Here is a 20,873-nt window from a genome sequence, read left to right on the forward strand (position 1 = left end):
ATTTTTTTGTAAAATCAATTAAATAAATAATAGTAGAACTTTTTTTCTATCTTAGTTGAATGAAGAATAATAAGAGGGGTATCGTAAAGTGATGAAATTATACACGAAAACAGGAGATAAAGGGACAACAAGTGTAATAGGCGGCAGAGTGGATAAAGATAATATCAGAGTGGAAGCATATGGCACGATAGATGAGGCGAATTCTCATATTGGATATGTAATGACGAAGCTACAAGGCGGGACTTTCGGAGATATTTACAATGAACTTGAAAATATTCAACATGAACTATTTGATTGCGGGGGAGACTTGGCGATAGTAGAGGGGAAAATTCCTTATAAAGTAACGATTGAAATGGTTGAAAGTTTAGAAAGAAGGATTGATTTGTATATAGAAGAAGCACCGCCGTTAGAGCGTTTTATTTTACCAGGTGGAAGCGAAGCGGCAGCTGCTATTCATATGGCACGTACAGTTGTAAGGCGAGCAGAACGCTGTATAGTGTCCTTGCAAAAAGAAGGGGAAACAAATGAAGTTGTTCTAAAGTATGTAAATAGATTATCTGATTATTTGTTTGCGGTAGCTAGAGTAATAAATGCTCGATTACAAGTAAAAGATGTGGAGTATAATCGCAGTGCAATCGTTTTTCGTGATAAAAAAGAGAAGGAAGTGGAGTGATTCACTTTCTTTTTTTGGTATACTTTTTTCTGTAATATACCAAAATAGAGAAGGTATGGTGTTAATTAGAAAACGGAGGATGTATATGAAAGTGTTAAAATGTGGCGTCATGTTATTGACAGTATTGTTTTTATCTCAATTACATGTGTACGCAGAGGGAAAACAATGGACATGGCCTGTTGAAGGGCAGATAAGTGATTATTTTGGGACAAGGCATGGAAAACACTACGGTATAGATATAGCGGCACCGATTGGTACGCCTGTGGCAGCTATTCAAGAAGGTAAGGTAACAAAGTCTTATTATTCAAGTAGTTATGGAAACGTTGTATTTATTAAACATGGAGAATATGAGGCCGTGTATGCACATTTAAATAAGAGATATGTAGTTCAAGGGGATTATATTTCAAAAGGAGAAATAATTGGAGAAGTAGGAAATACAGGAGAATCGAGAGGTGCACACTTACATTTAGAAGTTCATCAAGGAAGATGGACGATGGCGAAAAAGAATGCGATGAACCCATTACTTGTTTTACATGAACAGAGAAATGAAGTCGTTTCCTCATCCTTATATGTCGTCCAAAAAGGGGACACTTTGGTTAGTATTGCACGGAAATTTAGTATGTCAGTTAAGGAAGTTAAAGAAAAAAATGGACTGCAGCAAGATCAGATTTATCCAAATCAACAATTATACGTAAAGTAAAGAAGAGCTAGTTTAACTAGCTCTTCTTTTACCAAAAAATAAAGACACATATAAATCCAGAAATAGCTAAGTAGCTATATAAGTAAAATACTTTTGTTCTTGTTTTTTCGTTTGTCCGAAACAGTACAATTGTTGGTTCAATTAAACCGATTGTCAAACAAAGTAGACCAAGAAGCATACAACCGATTGAAATGGAGTACAGGGCAATTTGTGGTGCTTGAAATGGAATCATCCATTTTAATGAAAATGCAATAAGTGCAGTGTAGCAAATGCTGCCGATGTATTTATTCAGCGGTGCATTAGAACGGAACCCTGGAAGCTTTTTTAAGAAAGAGCGGGAAACAACTTCAGTTTGCAAAGATGTATGCTCTTCAATTATTTTTTGAGCTTCTTTCCCTTTTTGGAAAAGGGATAATATCCAGTTTCGCTCCCCTTGAAAAATAAATTGTGAAGTTGTCAAGTAGTGATCAATCTTCACTTTATTCCAACTCTTCCACGGATGACGCTCACATAATTTTAATTTACTCTCTGTTTTTTTATCATACTGATAAATGCTGATGCCATCTTCATCAAAAGCAGCATAGTATGTCTCGCTTGAGAATGTGCCTAAATCAATTGGACAGTGGAAAAGTAATTCTTTTTTTAAGTAAAAGTATTCTTTTCTTAAGTTTTTTTTCATTGCTTCTCGAATAGAGTGTCTCTTTTCTTTCTTCATGACATTTCCTCCATAATCCAGAAAATGTTCTTATCTTAACAATTCAACATCTTATCACTTTTAACTATATATGACTAGTGGATTCATAGGAGAAATGCCTAATACTAAAAAATATGGAGTGTATTGTAAAATAAAGTGATTGCTTTCGGTTATATAAAATTAATAACTTATTTTTAATAAGTTACACTTTTTTTGTTCACAACACGATCATGTTGTTGTATAATGAAGTGGAAAATAGAATATCGGTCTATCTTCGGGGCAGGGTGAAAATCCCGACCGGCGGTGATGAACTATATGTGATTTTGTTCTAAGCCCGCGAGCCGCTAAGGCAGGATTTGGTGTGATTCCAAAGCCGACAGTACAGTCTGGATGGGAGAAGATGGAGGTTCAAGCGTTCAAAAAAGATATGGATTTGAACGTCTGTTTGATGTGCCTTAAATTCTCCCTTTGTGTAAAACACAAAGGGTTTTTTCGTTCTATGAAAAAGTAGGCATAGCAGAACCTTTCCACTTTCCATGAGAAGATCGATGGAAAAGGAGAGAGAAAGATGAAACAAAAAAACAGTGTAGTGCAGATGGTGAGTGTAGCGATGCTAAGTAGTATTGCATATTTACTGATGATGTTGGATTTCCCGTTTCCAGGGCTTCCGCCATTTTTAAAAATTGATTTTAGTGATGTACCTGCTTTAATTGCTGCGATTATTTTCGGGCCAGTTGCAGGGATAATTGTAGAGGCGATAAAGAATATTTTACATTACGGGATTCAAGGGAGTTTAACGGGAGTACCAGTTGGAGAAATTGCTAACTTTATTGCAGGATGTTTATTTATTGGACCGGCAGCTTTCTTATTTAGAAAGTATCGTACTGTTAAGAGTTTAACGACAGGATTAATGCTCGGGACAATTACAATGGCGCTCATCATGAGTGTATTAAATTACATCATTATATTCCCAGCTTACACTTGGTTTTTAAATTCACCAGCTATGTCTAGCGAGGCTATAAGAACAACGGTTGTAACGGCAATCTTACCATTTAATTTGATTAAAGGAATTGTTGTGACAATTGTATTTGTAGCATTATTCTCACGCCTGAAAGTATGGGTGTTTGCAAAAATGAAAAATGCATAAAATATAAAAAAACCATTAGTAGTATGGAACTACTAATGGTTTTTTAAGTAGAATGAAAATAGAAAACAAAAAATATCCCTCATATTAATGAGGGATATTTTTTGAAGTTAATAAAAGACTATTCGAATTTTAAAGAGTCGCCGTCAAATGATTCGTCAGCAACTTTAATTGAGTCAGTTGGACAACCTTCGAATGCATCCATCATATCTTCAATTAATACATCTGGAATTTCAACGATACCTTGGTTATCGTCTAACGTTACAAATGCAATACCTTCATCATCATAATCATAAATGTCTGGTGCAGCAGCGCCGCAAGCACCACATGCGATACAAGTATCTTTATCAACGATTGTATATTTTGCCATCTTTTTTCCCTCCTGATAATATGTATGTGAAAAGCTCGCCATAAAAATTATAACCTTATTGTAAAACGGTTTTTAAAACTTTTCAACATAAAATTATAATGATAATCCTTATCAATTAGAGTGTCAACTAATTTTTGCATTATGTCACAAGATTTTCAAAATACGTAAATGTTATTTCGTTTGGTACAATATACTATATACAAGTACACAGTGCCGATATGATAAGTTTAATTGTGCAATCATATTAAAAAGTAACTAAGTTAGATTGAAAGGTGGAAGCGGTAATGCAACTACAATATACTGTGTTGTATTGTTTAAAACAATTGAATGGTGAAAGGACCGTTTCTTCTATTTATTATTTATTAAAAGGAAAACGATCTTCACAAACGTTACAAGATGGAAATATGTTCCGAATTTCTTTTTTGTTTGCAATATATAAATCGTTAAATAGAACAGATTATGATCGTGAAGTTGCAAAGTTGTTGCAAGCGGATTTGATTCAAGAAATACATGAAAATACATATTTGTTAACATCTAAAGGTAAAATGCAGTTGCAAACATGGGAGGAAGTGTATGCTTTTCCCGCGCATTTACATGGTTTGCACTATGGAGAATTAGGTGAAACATTTTGGAAAAGAGTATCATTAATTATTCAAACTATATCTAATTTACAACAGAATAATACGAAGTTTATTCCCATTCAACAAGATACAGAAATAACGGTGTGGGTGAAACGTTTTTTAACAGGTATACCGTATAGGAGAAGTGAATTGGCGAAAAGATTATGGAAAGAAATACATAATCTTTTAGGAAAAGGTGATGTGGTAGAAGCGACAATTGTAACATATCGATTAACAGGATATGAACGTATCGGTTGTACATTGCAGCAATTAGCGGAAATTACGAAACAAGATATATTTCGGGTGTACTTTTTATTTTGGGGTACAATTCACTTCTTTATACAAGAAGTTCGCGATAAAGAAAATGAATTTCCGCTGTTAGCTGAAATTATATCTTACCCAAATGAGAGAGCTGAATTATTTAGTTTATCAACGAAAAAAACATATAATTTTTGGAGACAAGGACGTTCTTTAGAAGAAATAGCGACAATTAGAAATTTAAAGGTTGCAACGATAGAAGATCATTTTGTTGAAATTGCTTTACGGGAAAAAGAGTTTTCAATCGAGATGTTTATGGAAAAAGATAAAATAGATAAAGTAACAAAAGTAATTGAGGCATTACAAACACGTAAGTTGCGTGAGTTGAAACAAGCGGTTGGAGAGGGGATTTCTTATTTTGAGGTCCGTCTTGTATTGGCGCAGATGGAGGGTATGAATGAAGCTTGAGGAATATTTATATAGATGGTTTGGATATTCTGAATTTCGTCCAGGGCAAAAAGGGGTAATTACAGATTTATTAGAAGGAAAAGATGTTATAGCAATGCTCCCGACTGGAAGAGGGAAGTCTATGTGCTATCAACTTCCAGGGCTAATGCAAGAAGGAACAGTACTTGTTGTATCACCATTATTATCTTTGATGGAAGATCAGGTTACACAATTAAAATATGTTGTGAAAAACCGAGTGATTGCATTTAATAGTTTTCGGACATTACATGAAAAAAGAGAAGCGATGAAAAAATTAGCTTCATATAAATTTATTTTTGTATCACCAGAGATGTTGCAGTCGGAAGTGTTAATAAGAGAATTGAAGAGAGTTCATATTTCATTATTTGTTGTGGATGAGGCTCATTGTATTTCGCAATGGGGTTATGATTTTAGACCAGACTATAAAAAACTAAATGTAGTCATTGGGAATATCGGGTCTCCTACGGTGCTAGCATTAACGGCAACAGCGACGAAAGATGTGCTACGAGATATAGCGGAGAGTTTAGATTTGAAGAAAGTGACGCAGCATGTATACTCTATTGATCGTCCAAATATTGCAATGGAAGTACAATTTGTGGAGACGATAGAGGAGAAGAAAGAAGTGCTTTTGGACCAGGTGATGTATTTACAAGGGCCAGGAATTGTATATTGTTCAAGTAGAGCGTGGACAGAACGTTTAACGGAATATTTAAGAGGAAAAGGCGTGACTGGTGTCGCATTTTATCATGGTGGTATGGAACATGAAGAGCGTATGTTAATTCAACAACAGTTTATGAATGACCAGTTGCAGCTTGTAATATGTACAAGTGCTTTTGGTATGGGAGTAAATAAGTCGAATACGAGCTATATTATTCATTTCCATTATCCGACTAATATAGCTTCCTATTTACAAGAAATCGGAAGAGCTGGAAGAGATGGTGAACCGAGTATAGCTATCTTACTATGTAGTCCGTTAGATCACGATTTGCCAATTTCAATAATTGAGGATGAATTGCCAAGTCAGTCGCAAATACAGTTTTTATTTTCTTTACTACAAGAAAGAATGTTTCAAACGAAAGAATTACCAATAGAAGAGGTAGAAGAAATTTGTTATAATGCAGCAAGATTTAATGAACAATATTGGCGTTTCATCCGTTATCATCTTGAGCAGCTTGGAATCATACAACAGCGAAAATTAAAATTAGAGAGCTTGTCAGATGGAATTATGAACAGATTAATAGCTGAAGTAGAAATAAGGCTGCGTAATAAATATAGTGAGCTAGAAAACATGAAATCATGGATACAAGTGAAAGGATGTAGACGTGAATATTTGCTGCAACAATTCGGTTATAGAAAAGAGAACGAGTTAAAAAATTGCTGTGACTATTGTGGTATTACAAAAACAGATTATAAAAAAAGACAAGCGCAACAATCGGATTTCGACTATAATTGGGAAACAGAGTTACAAAAGCTTTTCGGTCTAGAAAAGATGGGGGAATGATGAACATTCAAAGGCATAATATTGAAGATATGAGTCCGAAAGAAATAAGGCTGAACCTGTATATCACACAGTTCATTATTATCGGTATCGGTTGTTTACTAGCATATATATTATTCCGAGATATAAAATCGGTGTATAGTCTGTGGAAATGGGAACCGGTGTCTATACTTATAATAGGTGGCTTATTAGCAATTGGTATTGTGTTATTAGATTATGTTGCAATGCGAGTATTTCCAGAGTCTTGGTTTGATGATGGTGGTATTAACGATAGAATGTTCCAAGGAATGTCAGTTATGCATCTACTCGTTATTACGTTCATTATCGGTTTTGCAGAAGAATTTCTATTTAGAGGTGTAGTGCAGACGCACTTTGGAATTGTAATAGCGAGTTTAGTATTTGCAGTGTTACATATTCGGTATATAAAAAAGCCATTTTTGTTTTGTTTCGTCTGTTTCATTAGTTTTGTCTTTGGTTATGTATTTCAATGGACAGGAAATTTGTTTATAACAATCTTTGCACACTTTCTTGTTGATTTTATAATGGGACTCCAATTAAGAAAATAAATGGAAGGTGGTGGTGAACAACATGAGAAAACGAATTCCTGATTTTGAAGAGGAATTAGAAGTTGAGCGAGTGGAAGAAAAAGAAGGTTTACCGCCGCGTAGTGAAATTCATAGAAATAAAGAGAAAAAAGAAAAGTTTAAAATGAATCATATTTTCGTCCGAGTTTTAACATTTCTATTCATATTACTACCAATTAGTATCTTATGGTATACAGATAAATATATTCAGGTGAAAAGTGATGGTAATAACGCTGGGAAAAGTGCGTTTGAGGTCATTTTCTTTGATTCAGCTAAATCTGAATCCGGGGCACCATCTGAGAAAGTAGTAACGCATACGGTGAAAGAGGGAGAAACTTTAGAAAGTATAGCGAAGCAATATTTTTCAGATGAAACTGGGATCGAAGTGATTAAAAAGTATAATGATTTACAAAAAGATGAAGTGAAAATAGGTCAAGAATTAAAAATTCCGATAAAAGATAATTCCGCAAAGCAGGATAGCTAGTAACATACCTACTATAAAAATTGAGGATTCTCTTTATGAGGAGGGGAGTCAAAAATATATGATATGGATTATCTTATTAAGTACTCTCATATGTATTGGTATTATATTTCTTCTTGTAATGTATACAGAAGCGATGCGTAATACTGTGTTAGAACATACTTTAATATTTGAAGAATTTCCGGAAAGTTTTCAAGAAGTAAAGGTGTTTTTTATTTCTGATATTCATAGAAGGGTCATTTCAAGTTCGTTAATTGAACAAGTAAAAGGAAAGGTAGACCTTGTAATTATTGGTGGTGATTTAGCGGAAAGAGGCGTCCCTTTATCGAAAATCTCTGCGAATATACAAAAGTTAAGAGCGATAGCTCCTGTATATTTTGTATGGGGAAATAATGATTATGAGATTGAATATCATGAATTAGATGCTTTGTTATTAGAAAATAATGTGAAAGTTTTAGATAATACAAGAGTTGTATTTGAGTCTGAACGAGGAGAAAAAATTTGTTTACTTGGTGTAGATGATGTTGGTTTGAAACGTGATCGTTTAGATTTGGCGTTGGCTGATTGCAAAGAAGATGGTTTTCGCATATTAATTAGCCATAACCCTGATATCATAAGTAAAATGTCTGGAGAAGAACAAATTTCACTTGTTTTAAGTGGACATACACATGGGGGACAGATTCGATTATTCCCATCTAAAAAACATTTAAAAGGTGGCGTATATAAGCATTCAAATATGACTCTTTTTGTTAGTAATGGATATGGAACAACGTTGATTCCACTTCGCTTCCGAGCACCTGCTCAAACACATATTATTACGTTATGCGGAGGGAAATGATGCCAACTCTAAACGGGAAATATAACATAAAAGCTGTTTCGAATATAATTGGAATTCAGCCGAGTACGCTTCGTGCATGGGAGAGACGATATCAAATTATTGCCCCAAAGCGGAATCATGCGGGGCATCGATTATATACAGAAGAGCATATTCAAATTTTGAAATGGTTAATGGACAAAGTTTCTTCCGGCATGATGATTGGACAAGCAGTTCAATTATTAGAAGGGAATCGTTTGCAGCATAGTGTTCAAAAAGAAATACATTACGATAGAGAAGTTGTTTTAGTGGACGACTTACTACATGCTTTGTTAAAATTTGATGAAATTACAACTTCTGCATTGTTAAACGAGGCTTTTAGTATTTATGCAACAGAAAAAGTTATAGCAAGTATTGTTCTTCAAGTGTCAAATAAATTGTTAACGTTAAAAAATAATAATGAAGTTACATTGGTGCAATTCCAATATGTCGTATCATTTTTACAAACTCGTCTAGGAATGGTGTATCATAATGCATCGACATTTTCTTCTATACACAAAGTTGTCGTGTTAGAAAATAATATGTTGAAAGGGTTTGTTTTCTCAACGTATTTACGCTTAAAGGGATATGAGGTGATATATATTAGGTCAAGTTTAGCGGAAGAAGGTATTTTGTTAGCTGTTGAGCAAATACAACCTACATATGTAGTAGTCTCTTTTGATGACGGACGAGAATTTAAGAACGCGATGAACGACATGAATTTGTTGCAAGAAAAAAGTGAGAACCTTTCGGTTGGTTTTATAGGAGAAATAGGTGCTCGAGATCAGTTGAACATTCAAACACGCCTAATTGGTGATACGAAAGAAGAATGGGATGATTGGTTAAAAATGTTAGAATAGTTGTTCGAAAAGAACCATCTATTTTCTATTTCATATAATAAAAATTATATTCATTGGTTACGTAGGGAGGGTATGAGATGAGGCTGGAACGATTAAATTACAATAAGATAAAAATTTTCTTAACATTTGATGATTTATCTGAACGAGGATTAACGAAAGAAGATTTGTGGAGAAATGCACCGAAAGTACAGCAATTATTTCGTGATATGATGCAGGAAGCAAACAAGGAACTAGGATTTGAAGCGGATGGTCCGATTGCAGTTGAAGTATTTTCTCTACAAGCGCAAGGAATGGTCGTAATTGTAACGAAAGAACATCAAGATGTGGATACAGATGATGAGTTCCGTGACGAGTTTATTGAAATGCAAGTGACTCTAGATGAAAGCGAGCATATACTTTATGAGTTTGCTACACTAGATGACGTAATTAACCTGTCGAATCGTTTATATAACCTTGATGTAACTGGCGGAAAACTATATACGTGGGATGGTCGTTTCTATCTTTGGATAGAAGAAGAGGAGCAAATTCAATTACTGAAGGCAGATTTTATAGCTATTTTAGCGGAATATGGTAATCCGTCTACAGCAACTATTTATCGTCTAATGGAGTATGGTAAAGAATTAATGGCTTCGCAAGCAATTGAACAAATACACAATTACTTTGTGAAAAAACAAAACCTTAGCTAATATAACAAAGCTTAGGTTTTGTTTTTTATTTGGAAAAATCTAAAATATTGGTCTGGAAATGTCAAAACGATCGATGGTATAGCGGGAGTCATAAATACTTAGGCGTTCTTTACATTACTTAAAAGTATCTTCTTAAGGTGTTATATATAAGTAAAATAAAAAATATTTAAATATTTAAGTATTTTACTTTTCTAAAAGTGATAAAAGGACTATAATGATAGTGAAAACGCTTGCAACAGAAAATAGTTTGTATATATTTGTTAGCGTTTTCTATTGCATTCCAAATTTAACGGTGTATACTAGGCAATGAAGGTTTACTAAACAAGTGAAATTACAGGGGGTTTACTTACTATGGTAGCCGAAAAGGGAACTCAAACAAAAACACAACAACAAAGGGAACAACATTTTGAATTATTGAATTCGACACAAATTGTTATTAGTGAAGCATTAGAAAAATTGGGTTATCCAAACGAAGTATATGAATTATTAAAAGAACCAATTCGTATGATGACAGTGAAAATACCAGTTCGTATGGATGATGGGACTGTTAAAATATTTACTGGATATCGTGCACAACATAATGATGCTGTTGGTCCAACGAAAGGTGGAATTCGCTTCCATCCGAATGTGACAGAAAATGAAGTGAAAGCACTTTCAATCTGGATGAGTTTAAAGTGTGGTATTGTTGATTTACCATACGGTGGAGGTAAAGGTGGAATTATTTGTGACCCACGTGAAATGTCATTCCGTGAGTTAGAAAGATTAAGCCGCGGTTATGTACGAGCAATTAGCCAAATCGTAGGACCGACAAAAGACATTCCAGCTCCAGATGTATTCACAAACTCTCAGATTATGGCATGGATGATGGATGAGTATAGCCGTATCGATGAATTTAATTCACCAGGATTTATTACAGGTAAGCCACTTGTATTAGGTGGATCACATGGACGTGAAACAGCAACAGCGAAAGGTGTAACAATTTGTATTCGTGAAGCTGCAAAAAAACGCGACATTGATATTAAAGGTGCGCGCGTTGTTGTTCAAGGATTCGGTAATGCTGGAAGCTTCTTAGCTAAATTTATGCATGATGCAGGCGCGAAAGTTATTGCAATCTCGGATGCTTACGGTGCATTGCATGATCCAAACGGATTAGATATTGATTATTTATTAGACCGTCGTGATAGCTTCGGTACAGTAACAAAACTATTTAATAATACAATTTCAAACAAAGAATTGTTAGAACTGGATTGCGACATTTTAGTTCCAGCTGCAATTGAGAACCAAATTACAGAAGAAAATGCTAACAATATTAAAGCGAAAATCGTTGTTGAAGCTGCAAATGGTCCAACAACATTAGAAGCAACTAAAATTTTAACAGATCGCGGCATTTTACTTGTTCCGGACGTATTAGCAAGTGCTGGTGGTGTAACAGTATCGTACTTTGAGTGGGTACAAAATAACCAAGGTTACTACTGGACTGAAGAAGAAGTAGAACAACGTTTAGAAAAAGTAATGGTAAGATCATTTGATTCTATTTATGAAACAGCACAAGTTCGTAAAGTGAACATGCGCTTAGCGGCGTATATGGTTGGTGTTCGTAAAATGGCTGAAGCAAGTCGCTTCAGAGGTTGGGTATAATATTATATTATGAGAAAACGTGATTCCTTTCGAGGGAATCACGTTTTTTTGTTGAAGTATAAGGATGAGGTGGTGTATATGGAAAATGAAATGATGGAACGAGTAGAACAATTAGAAGAGAAAGTTAAGAGGTTAGAGGGAGAACTCGCAAGAACGATGAAAGCCTCAAAAACAAGTATCGTTCGGGTGTTCGGGGAAGGACTGCTGTTTTTAATATTTGGTGTGGTTGTAGTAGGGCCTATTATCGCCTTTGTAATCTCAATACTTACTTGGTTTGTTGAAAAATAAAATAAAAAATCAAAAGAACGCTTGTTCTGTACGAACAAACGTGCTATACTTTCCTTAGATAAACAAAACGGAAATGATTTTAAGGAGAGATAAATGATGAAAATGACAGTAGACCAAAGATTTATGATGCCAGCAGATGTTGTAGAACGAGTGGAAGTATTAAGAAACAAACAAAGTAAGCGTGGCACATTATTACAATCAGTAAATAAATTTTTCGGTTTAGATACGAAAGAAGATTGTGTTTGGTTTTACGGTTTTTATGGAGTTGCTGTAAGTATTTTATTATTTATGGTGTTCACATCAAATATTTTCGATTTTCTCTTCGCATAAGAAATATGCGATAAGGACATTGCTACCGAATACATATATAAAGAAGTAAGGTAATCTTCTGAAGTGGGAGTTGGTAGTAATGGCGATGTTTCCTATAGAGCGTAACTATATTGGGTATGGAAGTTCACGACCGGGAATTCCTCTTTCTAAAGTAAGATTTATTGTAAGTCATGATACGGGGAACCCTGGTAGCAATGCGATAGGGAATCGGGATTACTTTAATGAAATACAACCGAAAGCTTCGGCACATACATTTATAGATGATAAAACAATATTGGAAATTGTTCCTATAAATGAAGTAGCCTATCATGTTCGATATGGTGTGTCGACAGATAATGACTTATATGGTTATGATGCCAATAAGGCTGCCATTGGAGTGGAACTTTGTTATGGCGGTGATGTTAACTTTTGGGAAGCATATACCCGTTTTACGTGGTATCATGCGTATTTATGTCAAAACTTCGGCTTGAATCCGAAAAAAGATATCGTATCACATAAAACACTTGACCCAGCTAGAAAGATTGATCCTGAAAATGTATTAGGGAAACAAGGTATTAAATTTCAGCAGTTTTTAGCAGATGTCTATCGGATGTACGTTTCGTTTAGATGACAAATATATGAAAAATGAATACAATAAAGATAGGTGCCTACTGCTGTAAGTAGGTTTTTTCTTGTTTTTATAAATAGCGTATTGGTAGAAGACTAGGAGTGAGCTGAGTATGGAGAAAGAAACAGCTATCATAATTGGAGGCGGTCCGTGCGGATTAGCAGCAGCAATTTCGTTGCAAAAGGTAGGGATAAACCCGTTAGTAATTGAAAAAGGAAACATTGTAAATGCGATTTATAATTATCCAACACATCAAACATTTTTCTCTTCTAGTGAAAAATTAGAAATTGGTGATGTAGCTTTTATTACAGAAAATCGTAAGCCTGTTCGAAATCAAGCGCTTGCGTATTATCGTGAAGTAGTAAAGCGTAAATCTGTACGTGTAAATGCTTTTGAACGAGTGGAGAAAGTTCAAAAGGATGGAGATGTTTTTCAAGTTGAAACGACAAAGCGTGACGGAAGTAAAGAAATATATATAGCGAAATATATTGTTGTAGCAACTGGATATTATGACAATCCAAATTATATGAATGTTCCAGGTGAGGAATTGAAGAAAGTAGCTCACTATTTTAAAGAGGGACATCCTTATTTTGATCGAGATGTAGTAGTTATAGGTGGGAAAAACTCGAGTGTAGATGCGGCGTTAGAACTTGTTAAAGCCGGTGCGCGTGTAACAGTTTTATATCGCGGAAGTGAGTACTCTCCGAGCATTAAGCCGTGGATTTTGCCGGAGTTTGAGGCATTAGTACGAAGCGGCACAATTCAAATGCATTTCGGGGCTCACGTGAAAGAAGTTACTGAACATACATTAACGTTTACAGTTGATGATGAGGCATATACAATCCAAAATGATTTTGTATTTGCGATGACTGGTTACCATCCTGATCATAGTTTCTTAACGAGGATGGGTGTTCGGATTGATGAGGAAACAGGACGCCCGATTTATACAGAGGATACAATGGAAACGAACGCTGAAAATATTTTCATTGCAGGTGTAATTGCTGCTGGAAATAATGCAAATGAAATATTTATTGAGAACGGTCGATTTCATGGGGATGCGATTGCGCAAACCATTGCAACGAGAGAAATGTAAAAAGAAGCTGTCGAAATAAACTTCGACAGCTTCTTTTTTAATCGTGCATAAACATATTTTGGATTGATTCATGAGAAGTTGTATTCTCTAATGCAACTAATAATTTAATGCGTGCTTTTTGAGCATTTAAACCGTATGTGAATACAATACCCATATCTTTTAATTGCTTGCCGCCACCTTCATATGAATATACATCTTGAACGATGCCGTTGAAACAACGAGAAACTAATACGACAGGAATTCCTTTGTTTATTAATCGTTCTAGACTAGGAAGTGTTCTTGGAGGTAAATTACCTTGTCCAAGTGCTTCAATAACAATCCCATCTACTGGAAGGTTTTCAATTGCTGCTAACAATGTATCGTCCATACCAGCGTATGCTTTTAGAACAACTACGTTTTTAGAAACTTTATTTACTGAATATGTTTCATGATGTACTAAAGCGTGATGGAATACAACGCCGCGCTTTGTTACCATACCAATTGGTCCATACTGTGGACTCTGGAATGTTGCTACATTACTAGTATGTGTTTTCGTTACATTTGTAGCGCAATGAATTTCGTCGTTTAATACGACTAGAACACCTTTTTCAGCTGCTTCACTACAGCTAGCGACTTTTACAGCCGATAAGAAGTTATATAGACCATCAGCACCTAATTCATTACTAGAACGCATTGCGCCTGTTACAACGATTGGAATAGTTGCCTGTACTGTTAAATCTAAGAAATAGGCTGTTTCTTCTAATGTATCCGTACCATGCGTAATGACTACGCCATGAATGTTGTCTTGTTTTACTCTTTCATCGATGATGACTTGTAATTGTAACATTTCGCTCGGTGTCATATGAGGAGATGGTAGATGGAACACGTCTTCAACGATCAAATCAACATCGCCTTCTAAATCAGGAATAAATTTTAAAAGAGGATTTTTTTCACCTGGTTGTACGACCCCAGTTTCTTTATCTTCCTCCATTGCAATTGTTCCACCTGTGTGTAAAACTAGGATTCTTTTCAATGCTTATACCCCTTTCAAGTAAAAAAATACATTTAGAACATAACATGTTTTGAGTAAATTCGACAATGGAAATGTATAAAAGTATGCCTCGAAAATGACAATAAAGTTAGCTGCTATATGTACGATGTGTAAAACCACGAAACGGAAAGTGTAAATATAGGATAGGAGGGAGCAATTACGTTGAAAAAGGTGGAGCAAATTATTATTCGTATATTAGTAATACAATTCATTTGTCTTTCGGTTGTGCAATTGTTATTTATACATAAGTCATCAGTGAAATATTTATCTAAAATTGTTTATTATGAAGGTGTCATGGTAAAAAACAAAGTAGAAACCTTACAGGTGAATAGGTAGTTTTCATTTTCTTCTATGAAGGATTATGCTACAATAATTGAGGATTTAATGACGTGAAGCAAATGAGAAGAAGCAGGAGAATGCCTGCTTTTCGTTTTGTTTTATAAGTGAAAAAATGAGGTGTTACAATGGATAAACGAATTTCAATTGCTATAGATGGTCCAGCTGCTGCTGGAAAAAGTACAGTTGCGAAAGTAGTAGCGAAGAAACTTTCTTACGTTTATATTGATACAGGCGCAATGTATCGTGCGATTACATATGCAGCCCTTGAGCAAAAAGTGGACATTGAAAATGAAGAGCAGTTAATGGAAGTTGTAAAAAATGTGAATATTGAGTTTCAACAAGGAGAAAATACACAACTTGTATTTTTAAATGGACAAGATGTTTCTGAAGTAATTCGTACACCTGATGTGACGAATCGAGTATCTATTGTAGCGAAACATCGCCTTGTTCGTGAAGAAATGGTACGTCGTCAACAAGAGTTAGCGGAAAAAGGCGGCGTTGTAATGGATGGCCGTGATATTGGTACACATGTGTTATCAGATGCTGAAGTGAAGATCTTTATGCTTGCTTCTGTTGAAGAAAGAGCAGAAAGAAGACATTTAGAAAATATGAATAAAGGTTTCGATTCTAATTTAGAGCAGTTAAAAGAAGAAATTGCTCAGCGTGATAAATTAGATTCAGAACGCGAAGTTTCTCCTCTAAAAAAAGCTGATGATGCATTGGAATTAGATACAACTTCTTTATCAATTGAAGAAGTTGTCCGAAAAATTATGAGTATTGTTTCAGGAGTGTTTGCGAAATAAAGAAAGGGGATAGCCTCTTTCTTTTTTTGTTTGTATAGAAATGTAAAGGATACGTGAATTGTGAACCTCTTTCCTTGACAAATGATCGGATTTGTAAGAAGTTAGTAAAAGAGGGATAAAACTTTCAGAATATATTCGCTATTATATTTCAAAACATACTTTCTTCAAGATGATTTTGCTGTATACTATTTATATAGGTTTAATATATTTTCTAGTGAAATGTATGAAAACTGAGTATGTGATGATAAATTCTTAAACATGCAAATGAAAACATTCGTTTTCATTTCGTATATACATAAAAAATGCTTTGTCAATTCTGTAGGGAGGTATTTCCATGGTAGAGAAAATGAATGAAGAAGTTATGGATTCAAAAGAATTACAAGTTGGTGACGTTGTTACAGGTTCTGTAACGAAGGTTGAAGAGAAACAAGTGCTTGTAAATGTTGGATACAAAACAGATGGCGTAATTCCAATTAGTGAATTAGCTAACGTTCATATTGAAAAAGCAAGCGATGTAGTAGAATTAGATCAAACACTAGAATTAAAGGTTATTAAATTAGAAGAGGATGATCTTGTCTTATCTAAACGTGCAGTTGATGCAGAAAAGGCATGGGTAGAATTACAAGAGAAATTTACTTCTGGTCATGTATTTGATGTGACTGTAAAAGATATCGTGAATGGTGGATTAGTTGTGGACCTTGGTGTTCGTGGTTTTATCCCAGCTTCACTTGTAGAAGTACATTATGTAGAAGATTTTACTGACTATAAAGGCAAAAAATTAGCCGTGAAAATTGTTGAATTAGACCGCGAAAAAAATCGTGTAATCCTTTCGCATAAAGCAGTAGTAGAATTAGAGCTAGATTCTAAGAAAAAAGAAGCAATCTCTTCATTAAAAGAAGGCGACGTTGTTGAAGGAACAGTACAACGATTAACTGATTTTGGTGCTTTCGTAAATGTTGGTGGTGTGGACGGTTTAGTTCATATTTCACAAATTTCACACGAACGTGTAGAGCAACCTTCTGAAGTATTAGAGCAAGGGCAAAAGGTAAAGGTAAAGGTATTATCTGTTGATGCTGATACACAACGTATTTCTTTATCAATTAAAGCAGCTCAACCAGGACCTTGGGAAAATGTGGCTGGCGAACTAAAGGCTGGAGATATTCGTGAGGGAGTAGTAAAACGTCTTGTTACATTCGGTGCATTCGTTGAAGTTTTACCTGGCGTTGAAGGTCTTGTGCACGTATCTCAAATTGCAAATCGTCACGTGAAAAATCCAAGTGAAGTATTGGAAATGGGACAAGAAGTAAAAGTGAAAGTGCTTGAAGTCCATGTAGCAGAGAAACGTATTTCTTTAAGTATAAAAGAAGCGCTTGAGGAAAATAATGTAATTGAAGATTACAGTCAGTATGAACCAAATGCTGATTCTGCTACTTTCCAATTAAGTGATATTATTGGTGAACAACTGAAAAAATTAAAGAAATAAAGAGGGGTACAAGTGGTAAGGGCAAAACGTAAATTAGATCATATTGAATACGCTCTTTCTACTGGTCAGTCTCGTACGCATGGCTTTCATGATATTGATTTTGTGCATCAAGGTTTGCCAAATTCAAGTTATGACACAATAACATGTGAAACAAAAATCGGCGAACTTTCACTAAGTTCGCCGATTTTTATCAATGCGATGACTGGTGGTGGAGGAGAGAAAACGTTACATATTAATGAGCAATTAGCATATGTAGCGAAACATCATAATCTTGCTATGGCTGTAGGTTCGCAAATGGCGGCGTTAAAAGATGAAAGTGAGGCTGCTTCTTATAAGATTATTAGAAAAGTAAACCCAAATGGTATTTTCTTTGCTAATTTAGGTAGTGAGGCAACTAGCGAACAGGCAGAGCGTGCCGTTGATATGATTGAAGCGAATGCATTGCAAATTCATTTAAATGTCATACAAGAGTTAACAATGCCAGAAGGAGACCGTGACTTTACTGGTGTACTTCAGCGCATTGAGAAAATTGTTTTAAATAGTAAAGTTCCTGTCATTGTAAAAGAAGTTGGATTTGGGATGAGTAAGGAAACCGTGCAGCAGTTAGCGAGCGTAGGTGTAACGGCAATTGATATTGGCGGACAAGGTGGTACGAATTTTGCTGCTGTTGAAAATGAAAGAAGACAGCGAATGCTTTCTTATTTTAATAACTGGGGCATACAAACAGCAACCTCGATTATTGAAGCAACCTCTACAAATAATAACCTCTCTTTTATTGCATCTGGGGGTATACAAACAGCGCTCGACGTAGCGAAAGCAATCGCATTAGGGGCGAATACAACTGCGTTTGCTGGTTACTTTTTACGTATTTTAATGCAAGATGGTATTGAGAAGTTAGTGGATGAAATTGATCTTTTACATACAGATTTGAAATTTATTATGACAGCTCTTGGTGCGAAGACGATAGAAGAGTTACAGGCTGTGCCTCTTGTTGTAAAGGGTGAAACATATCATTGGTTAACGCAGCGTGGTATTGATACGACGCATTATAGTAGAAGATAAAAAATCAACCGTTTGGTTGATTTTTTTGTTTTCTGCTCTTTTTTAGTAATATAAAGTGAGTGATGAATTAATATTCTATAAAAATAAAAAAAATTATTATTATGTATATAAACATTAGTTTGTGAAAATTTCGACTGAAATAGAGGTTGGAAATTGTAGGTATTGTACGGCTGAATGATTGGAAATTGTTTGATTTTGTCAAAGGAAATAGGTGGAGGTAAAAAAATCCTAGAAAGATTTATATATGAAATATTATTTCGATATAAGTAAAATGTAAAAGACGGTTTCGTACAATATCGAAACCGTCTTTTTGTATTCATTAGTGCTGATTCTGCTTGCGAGCTTGTTCTGGTGTATCTAGTCCAGTTGCACCTGGATATTGTAGTGATTGGTCACGATCAGATTCAACGCGGCGTGATTCTCTTAGTTTTCGTTCTTGACGATCTTTACCCATAATGAATAGCACCTCCTTATTAAAAGTGTTGCTGTTATATGAAAAAACTATGCGCGAAGAAAGTGGATTAACTTTCATAAAAAGTTCCCATAATGGAAAACATAGGAGGTGAAATGATGGAAGGGAGTACTTTTTATTTTATAGCTTGGATAGGGTGGATTGTCGTAACTTTTTTTATGAAAAAGGATTCTATTCGGTGGAAGCTAAGCGCCTGTATATTGATTTTTATTATTTGCTCTCCGTTGCATGTAACGATTGCTTCATTCGCGGTATCAGTAAATGCGCTTTTGCTTTGTATTGTTGCTTTTATAGGAATCACGCTCTATTCTATTTGGAAAAAATTATATACCTTACTTTCGGCACTTATTATTGCAATGTTATATACAAGTTTTCATTTGTTAGAAGTATATGATCCAATTTGGATTGTGGTGGATAGGCTGTTTTTGTTAAGTAGTGCTCTTGTGTATGCATCGGTTTTACTACACGAAGATCGCATATTACGATTATGTTCTCTTTATGTAGGAATGTTACAGGGAGAATTGTTTGTGACACTTATTTTTCGGAAACTACACTTCCCTTACGATTACGGTAGCTTAGCGTTTTTTGATATCGTCGCCGTTTCTACATTGTTTATGGCAATTTTGTTTTGGATTGCAAAAGCATCAGTATATATGGAACAGTTCAAAGGGAAAACACGTAAAAGAAAGGCGAGGGTAATACATGACTGAATATACACCGGCCATTTTATGCGGAGTAATAGCGGGGACAGTAACGAGAGTGCTAATGCTCCGGACAGATACGCGTCAATATCCGACGAGACTCCACGGGAAAATTATTCACGTTGCGATGGGGTTAATTGCAGCGGCTTTAGGAGCAATTGCGATTCCGTCAATTTTGAAAAAAGATTTTTCTGCTATTACGTTTCTTACATTGGCAGCAACGCAGTTTCGTGATGTGCGTAATATGGAAAGAAATACACTTCAACAATTAGATGGATATGAGCTCGTACCGCGTGGAAATACATATATTGAAGGGATTGCATTAGTTTTTGAAAGTCGGAACTATTTGGCGATGTTAACGTCGTTTGCAACGACGTTTGCATATATAGGGTTCCGTTCATGGATTGCTGGAGTAATTATGGCTATCATCGCATTTATTATCGCAAAAAAATTAATGTCGGGCAAAAGGTTACATGATCTTGTTGATATCGAGCATGTTCCACTTCGTTTTGAAGGAGCGGGGCTGTATATTGATAATATTTACATTATGAATATTGGATTGCCAGCGAGGCAAGAGGAAATTATGAAGTATGGAATGGGCTTTATTTTAAGGCCGAAATCAATTGATGCGATGGTGACAATCTCAAACTTAGGACAACGACAAGCTATTTTACATGATGTTTCTGTCGCTTTAGGGATTTATAGAGATTCTGGTACGCCGGCGCTTGTGCCGTTAGCAAAGCGTGATTTAGAAGATGGTAGGGTTGGAATCTTTGTCTTGCCACAAGATCAAGATGCAGAGAAAGCGATAGGTGTCATAGGAAATGTGCCGACGTTAGAAAGTGCTGTTCATATGTCATCGGAAGCCCCGAAAGGAAGGGGAGATAAGGGATGATGTTAGAAAGTGTAATTCTCGCAGTTATTACAACAGCGCCAGAGAAATTTGCTGGTGGTGCCCCTTTGTTTACTTGTGAATCGACAGAGGAATTAGAATTTGTTGCAAATAATTTAGAGGCAATTTTAGATGGTATTGCGCATCGCTTACAAGAGAATGTATATATTATTGTGAAACATTAGCAACGTGTGTTATAATGTGAGGTGTTTTGATACGTTGAGAAAT

At 35.3% G+C, this 20,873-nt stretch carries 26 protein-coding genes and 1 riboswitch; of the genes, 22 read left to right on the top strand and 4 right to left on the bottom strand.

Annotated elements, in window-relative coordinates:
* The first annotated feature begins 91 nt into the window (after nt 1-91).
* Nucleotides 92-673: a cob(I)yrinic acid a,c-diamide adenosyltransferase gene (locus MR113_RS03455; protein ID WP_242251138.1), complete on the top strand. Its 582-nt coding sequence runs from the start codon at nt 92-94 to the stop codon at nt 671-673.
* A gap of 85 nt (nt 674-758) precedes the next feature.
* On the top strand, nt 759-1,373 hold the full coding sequence (locus MR113_RS03460) for a peptidoglycan DD-metalloendopeptidase family protein (protein ID WP_242251053.1): 615 nt from the start codon (nt 759-761) through the stop codon (nt 1,371-1,373).
* Nucleotides 1,374-1,401: 28 nt separating this feature from the next.
* Here MR113_RS03460 and MR113_RS03465 read toward each other — a convergent pair whose 3' ends face one another.
* The gene (locus tag MR113_RS03465; protein ID WP_242251055.1) at nt 1,402-2,088 is read right to left on the bottom strand and encodes a hypothetical protein; all 687 of its coding nucleotides are present in this window, start codon (nt 2,086-2,088) and stop codon (nt 1,402-1,404) included.
* 245 nt (nt 2,089-2,333) lie between these two features.
* A riboswitch (FMN riboswitch) is annotated at nt 2,334-2,473 on the top strand.
* Between the two features lie 162 nt (nt 2,474-2,635).
* On the opposite strand from MR113_RS03465, the gene MR113_RS03470 reads away from it, so the two are divergent.
* Nucleotides 2,636-3,214 (top strand): ECF transporter S component, encoded by a 579-nt coding sequence (locus MR113_RS03470; RefSeq protein WP_000810851.1) that lies wholly within the window; start codon nt 2,636-2,638, stop codon nt 3,212-3,214.
* 118 nt (nt 3,215-3,332) lie between these two features.
* Here MR113_RS03470 and MR113_RS03475 read toward each other — a convergent pair whose 3' ends face one another.
* The gene (locus tag MR113_RS03475) at nt 3,333-3,581 is read right to left on the bottom strand and encodes a ferredoxin (protein ID WP_001151994.1); all 249 of its coding nucleotides are present in this window, start codon (nt 3,579-3,581) and stop codon (nt 3,333-3,335) included.
* A 284-nt stretch (nt 3,582-3,865) separates the two neighbouring features.
* Here MR113_RS03475 and MR113_RS03480 point away from each other — a divergent pair, with 284 nt between their 5' ends.
* From MR113_RS03480 to MR113_RS03535, 12 genes are all read left to right on the top strand, one after another.
* A complete protein-coding gene (locus MR113_RS03480; RefSeq protein WP_242251056.1) occupies nt 3,866-4,927 on the top strand; it encodes a YpbB family protein in 1,062 nt (353 codons plus the stop codon).
* Complete coding sequence (locus tag MR113_RS03485) at nt 4,917-6,446, top strand: RecQ family ATP-dependent DNA helicase (RefSeq protein WP_242251058.1); 1,530 nt, start codon at nt 4,917-4,919, stop codon at nt 6,444-6,446. Before MR113_RS03480 ends, MR113_RS03485 begins: the two co-directional genes overlap by 11 nt.
* A complete protein-coding gene (locus MR113_RS03490; protein WP_073517756.1) occupies nt 6,446-7,009 on the top strand; it encodes a CPBP family intramembrane glutamic endopeptidase in 564 nt (187 codons plus the stop codon). Before MR113_RS03485 ends, MR113_RS03490 begins: the two co-directional genes overlap by 1 nt.
* A gap of 22 nt (nt 7,010-7,031) precedes the next feature.
* Entirely contained in the window at nt 7,032-7,511 is a 480-nt protein-coding gene (locus MR113_RS03495) for a LysM peptidoglycan-binding domain-containing protein (protein ID WP_242251060.1), read from the top strand.
* Nucleotides 7,512-7,569: 58 nt separating this feature from the next.
* A complete protein-coding gene (locus tag MR113_RS03500; protein ID WP_242251062.1) occupies nt 7,570-8,346 on the top strand; it encodes a metallophosphoesterase in 777 nt (258 codons plus the stop codon).
* On the top strand, nt 8,346-9,221 hold the full coding sequence (locus MR113_RS03505) for a MerR family transcriptional regulator (RefSeq protein WP_242251064.1): 876 nt from the start codon (nt 8,346-8,348) through the stop codon (nt 9,219-9,221). The genes MR113_RS03500 and MR113_RS03505 overlap by 1 nt, the downstream gene beginning before the upstream one ends.
* A gap of 77 nt (nt 9,222-9,298) precedes the next feature.
* Nucleotides 9,299-9,907 (top strand): genetic competence negative regulator, encoded by a 609-nt coding sequence (locus tag MR113_RS03510; RefSeq protein ID WP_242251066.1) that lies wholly within the window; start codon nt 9,299-9,301, stop codon nt 9,905-9,907.
* 351 nt (nt 9,908-10,258) lie between these two features.
* Nucleotides 10,259-11,545 carry an NAD-specific glutamate dehydrogenase gene (gene gudB / locus MR113_RS03515; protein ID WP_000225171.1) on the top strand — a complete coding sequence of 429 codons (1,287 nt, stop codon included), beginning with the start codon at nt 10,259-10,261 and terminating at the stop codon, nt 11,543-11,545.
* A 78-nt stretch (nt 11,546-11,623) separates the two neighbouring features.
* Nucleotides 11,624-11,833, top strand: a complete 210-nt coding sequence (locus MR113_RS03520; protein WP_242251068.1) for a hypothetical protein — start codon at nt 11,624-11,626, stop codon at nt 11,831-11,833.
* 93 nt (nt 11,834-11,926) lie between these two features.
* Complete coding sequence (locus MR113_RS03525) at nt 11,927-12,163, top strand: DUF3961 domain-containing protein (RefSeq protein WP_001983018.1); 237 nt, start codon at nt 11,927-11,929, stop codon at nt 12,161-12,163.
* Between the two features lie 79 nt (nt 12,164-12,242).
* Nucleotides 12,243-12,773, top strand: a complete 531-nt coding sequence (locus MR113_RS03530) for a peptidoglycan recognition protein family protein (RefSeq protein ID WP_001240651.1) — start codon at nt 12,243-12,245, stop codon at nt 12,771-12,773.
* 109 nt (nt 12,774-12,882) lie between these two features.
* Nucleotides 12,883-13,863, top strand: coding sequence for a YpdA family putative bacillithiol disulfide reductase (locus tag MR113_RS03535; RefSeq protein WP_242251080.1), 981 nt, complete (start codon nt 12,883-12,885; stop codon nt 13,861-13,863).
* Nucleotides 13,864-13,900: 37 nt separating this feature from the next.
* Here MR113_RS03535 and ansA read toward each other — a convergent pair whose 3' ends face one another.
* Nucleotides 13,901-14,875, bottom strand: coding sequence for an asparaginase (gene ansA / locus MR113_RS03540; RefSeq protein ID WP_071721983.1), 975 nt, complete (start codon nt 14,873-14,875; stop codon nt 13,901-13,903).
* Between the two features lie 180 nt (nt 14,876-15,055).
* Between ansA and MR113_RS03545 the strand changes: the two genes are divergently transcribed.
* The 4 genes from MR113_RS03545 (at nt 15,056) to MR113_RS03560 (ending at nt 18,580) form a co-directional block, all read left to right on the top strand.
* Complete coding sequence (locus tag MR113_RS03545) at nt 15,056-15,229, top strand: YpfB family protein (protein ID WP_088029087.1); 174 nt, start codon at nt 15,056-15,058, stop codon at nt 15,227-15,229.
* Between the two features lie 128 nt (nt 15,230-15,357).
* On the top strand, nt 15,358-16,035 hold the full coding sequence (cmk, locus tag MR113_RS03550; protein WP_242251088.1) for a (d)CMP kinase: 678 nt from the start codon (nt 15,358-15,360) through the stop codon (nt 16,033-16,035).
* A 334-nt stretch (nt 16,036-16,369) separates the two neighbouring features.
* Nucleotides 16,370-17,518 carry a 30S ribosomal protein S1 gene (gene rpsA / locus MR113_RS03555; protein ID WP_242251090.1) on the top strand — a complete coding sequence of 383 codons (1,149 nt, stop codon included), beginning with the start codon at nt 16,370-16,372 and terminating at the stop codon, nt 17,516-17,518.
* 12 nt (nt 17,519-17,530) lie between these two features.
* On the top strand, nt 17,531-18,580 hold the full coding sequence (locus tag MR113_RS03560) for a type 2 isopentenyl-diphosphate Delta-isomerase (RefSeq protein ID WP_242251092.1): 1,050 nt from the start codon (nt 17,531-17,533) through the stop codon (nt 18,578-18,580).
* Nucleotides 18,581-18,899: 319 nt separating this feature from the next.
* Here the strand turns inward: MR113_RS03560 and MR113_RS03565 are convergent, their stop codons facing one another.
* The gene (locus MR113_RS03565) at nt 18,900-19,034 is read right to left on the bottom strand and encodes a YpzI family protein (protein WP_000513900.1); all 135 of its coding nucleotides are present in this window, start codon (nt 19,032-19,034) and stop codon (nt 18,900-18,902) included.
* Nucleotides 19,035-19,150: 116 nt separating this feature from the next.
* Here MR113_RS03565 and MR113_RS03570 point away from each other — a divergent pair, with 116 nt between their 5' ends.
* From MR113_RS03570 to MR113_RS03580, 3 genes are read left to right on the top strand one after another with little or no spacing between them, the layout of a single operon-like run.
* Entirely contained in the window at nt 19,151-19,762 is a 612-nt protein-coding gene (locus tag MR113_RS03570) for a YphA family membrane protein (RefSeq protein WP_242251094.1), read from the top strand.
* Complete coding sequence (locus tag MR113_RS03575; protein WP_061677810.1) at nt 19,755-20,648, top strand: YIEGIA family protein; 894 nt, start codon at nt 19,755-19,757, stop codon at nt 20,646-20,648. Before MR113_RS03570 ends, MR113_RS03575 begins: the two co-directional genes overlap by 8 nt.
* Nucleotides 20,645-20,830: a capping complex subunit for YIEGIA gene (locus MR113_RS03580; RefSeq protein WP_061677809.1), complete on the top strand. Its 186-nt coding sequence runs from the start codon at nt 20,645-20,647 to the stop codon at nt 20,828-20,830. Before MR113_RS03575 ends, MR113_RS03580 begins: the two co-directional genes overlap by 4 nt.
* Nucleotides 20,831-20,873 lie beyond the last annotated feature (43 nt).

This window comes from Bacillus cereus group sp. BfR-BA-01379 (genome assembly GCF_022663605.1).
Lineage (GTDB): Bacteria > Bacillota > Bacilli > Bacillales > Bacillaceae_G > Bacillus_A > Bacillus_A mobilis.

Coding starts and splice junctions, on each gene's coding strand:
- MR113_RS03505 (WP_242251064.1), top strand. CDS start 8,346: ATGCCAACTCTAAACGGGAAATATAACATAAAAGCTGTTTCGAATATA.
- MR113_RS03480 (WP_242251056.1), top strand. CDS start 3,866: ATGCAACTACAATATACTGTGTTGTATTGTTTAAAACAATTGAATGGT.
- MR113_RS03520 (WP_242251068.1), top strand. CDS start 11,624: ATGGAAAATGAAATGATGGAACGAGTAGAACAATTAGAAGAGAAAGTT.
- MR113_RS03500 (WP_242251062.1), top strand. CDS start 7,570: ATGATATGGATTATCTTATTAAGTACTCTCATATGTATTGGTATTATA.
- MR113_RS03580 (WP_061677809.1), top strand. CDS start 20,645: ATGATGTTAGAAAGTGTAATTCTCGCAGTTATTACAACAGCGCCAGAG.
- MR113_RS03495 (WP_242251060.1), top strand. CDS start 7,032: ATGAGAAAACGAATTCCTGATTTTGAAGAGGAATTAGAAGTTGAGCGA.
- MR113_RS03565 (WP_000513900.1), bottom strand. CDS start 19,034: ATGGGTAAAGATCGTCAAGAACGAAAACTAAGAGAATCACGCCGCGTT.
- MR113_RS03575 (WP_061677810.1), top strand. CDS start 19,755: ATGACTGAATATACACCGGCCATTTTATGCGGAGTAATAGCGGGGACA.
- MR113_RS03470 (WP_000810851.1), top strand. CDS start 2,636: ATGAAACAAAAAAACAGTGTAGTGCAGATGGTGAGTGTAGCGATGCTA.
- MR113_RS03510 (WP_242251066.1), top strand. CDS start 9,299: ATGAGGCTGGAACGATTAAATTACAATAAGATAAAAATTTTCTTAACA.
- MR113_RS03570 (WP_242251094.1), top strand. CDS start 19,151: ATGGAAGGGAGTACTTTTTATTTTATAGCTTGGATAGGGTGGATTGTC.
- rpsA (WP_242251090.1), top strand. CDS start 16,370: ATGGTAGAGAAAATGAATGAAGAAGTTATGGATTCAAAAGAATTACAA.
- MR113_RS03525 (WP_001983018.1), top strand. CDS start 11,927: ATGATGAAAATGACAGTAGACCAAAGATTTATGATGCCAGCAGATGTT.
- MR113_RS03490 (WP_073517756.1), top strand. CDS start 6,446: ATGAACATTCAAAGGCATAATATTGAAGATATGAGTCCGAAAGAAATA.
- MR113_RS03455 (WP_242251138.1), top strand. CDS start 92: ATGAAATTATACACGAAAACAGGAGATAAAGGGACAACAAGTGTAATA.
- MR113_RS03465 (WP_242251055.1), bottom strand. CDS start 2,088: ATGAAGAAAGAAAAGAGACACTCTATTCGAGAAGCAATGAAAAAAAAC.
- MR113_RS03475 (WP_001151994.1), bottom strand. CDS start 3,581: ATGGCAAAATATACAATCGTTGATAAAGATACTTGTATCGCATGTGGT.
- gudB (WP_000225171.1), top strand. CDS start 10,259: ATGGTAGCCGAAAAGGGAACTCAAACAAAAACACAACAACAAAGGGAA.
- cmk (WP_242251088.1), top strand. CDS start 15,358: ATGGATAAACGAATTTCAATTGCTATAGATGGTCCAGCTGCTGCTGGA.
- MR113_RS03530 (WP_001240651.1), top strand. CDS start 12,243: ATGGCGATGTTTCCTATAGAGCGTAACTATATTGGGTATGGAAGTTCA.
- MR113_RS03535 (WP_242251080.1), top strand. CDS start 12,883: ATGGAGAAAGAAACAGCTATCATAATTGGAGGCGGTCCGTGCGGATTA.
- MR113_RS03485 (WP_242251058.1), top strand. CDS start 4,917: ATGAAGCTTGAGGAATATTTATATAGATGGTTTGGATATTCTGAATTT.
- MR113_RS03460 (WP_242251053.1), top strand. CDS start 759: ATGAAAGTGTTAAAATGTGGCGTCATGTTATTGACAGTATTGTTTTTA.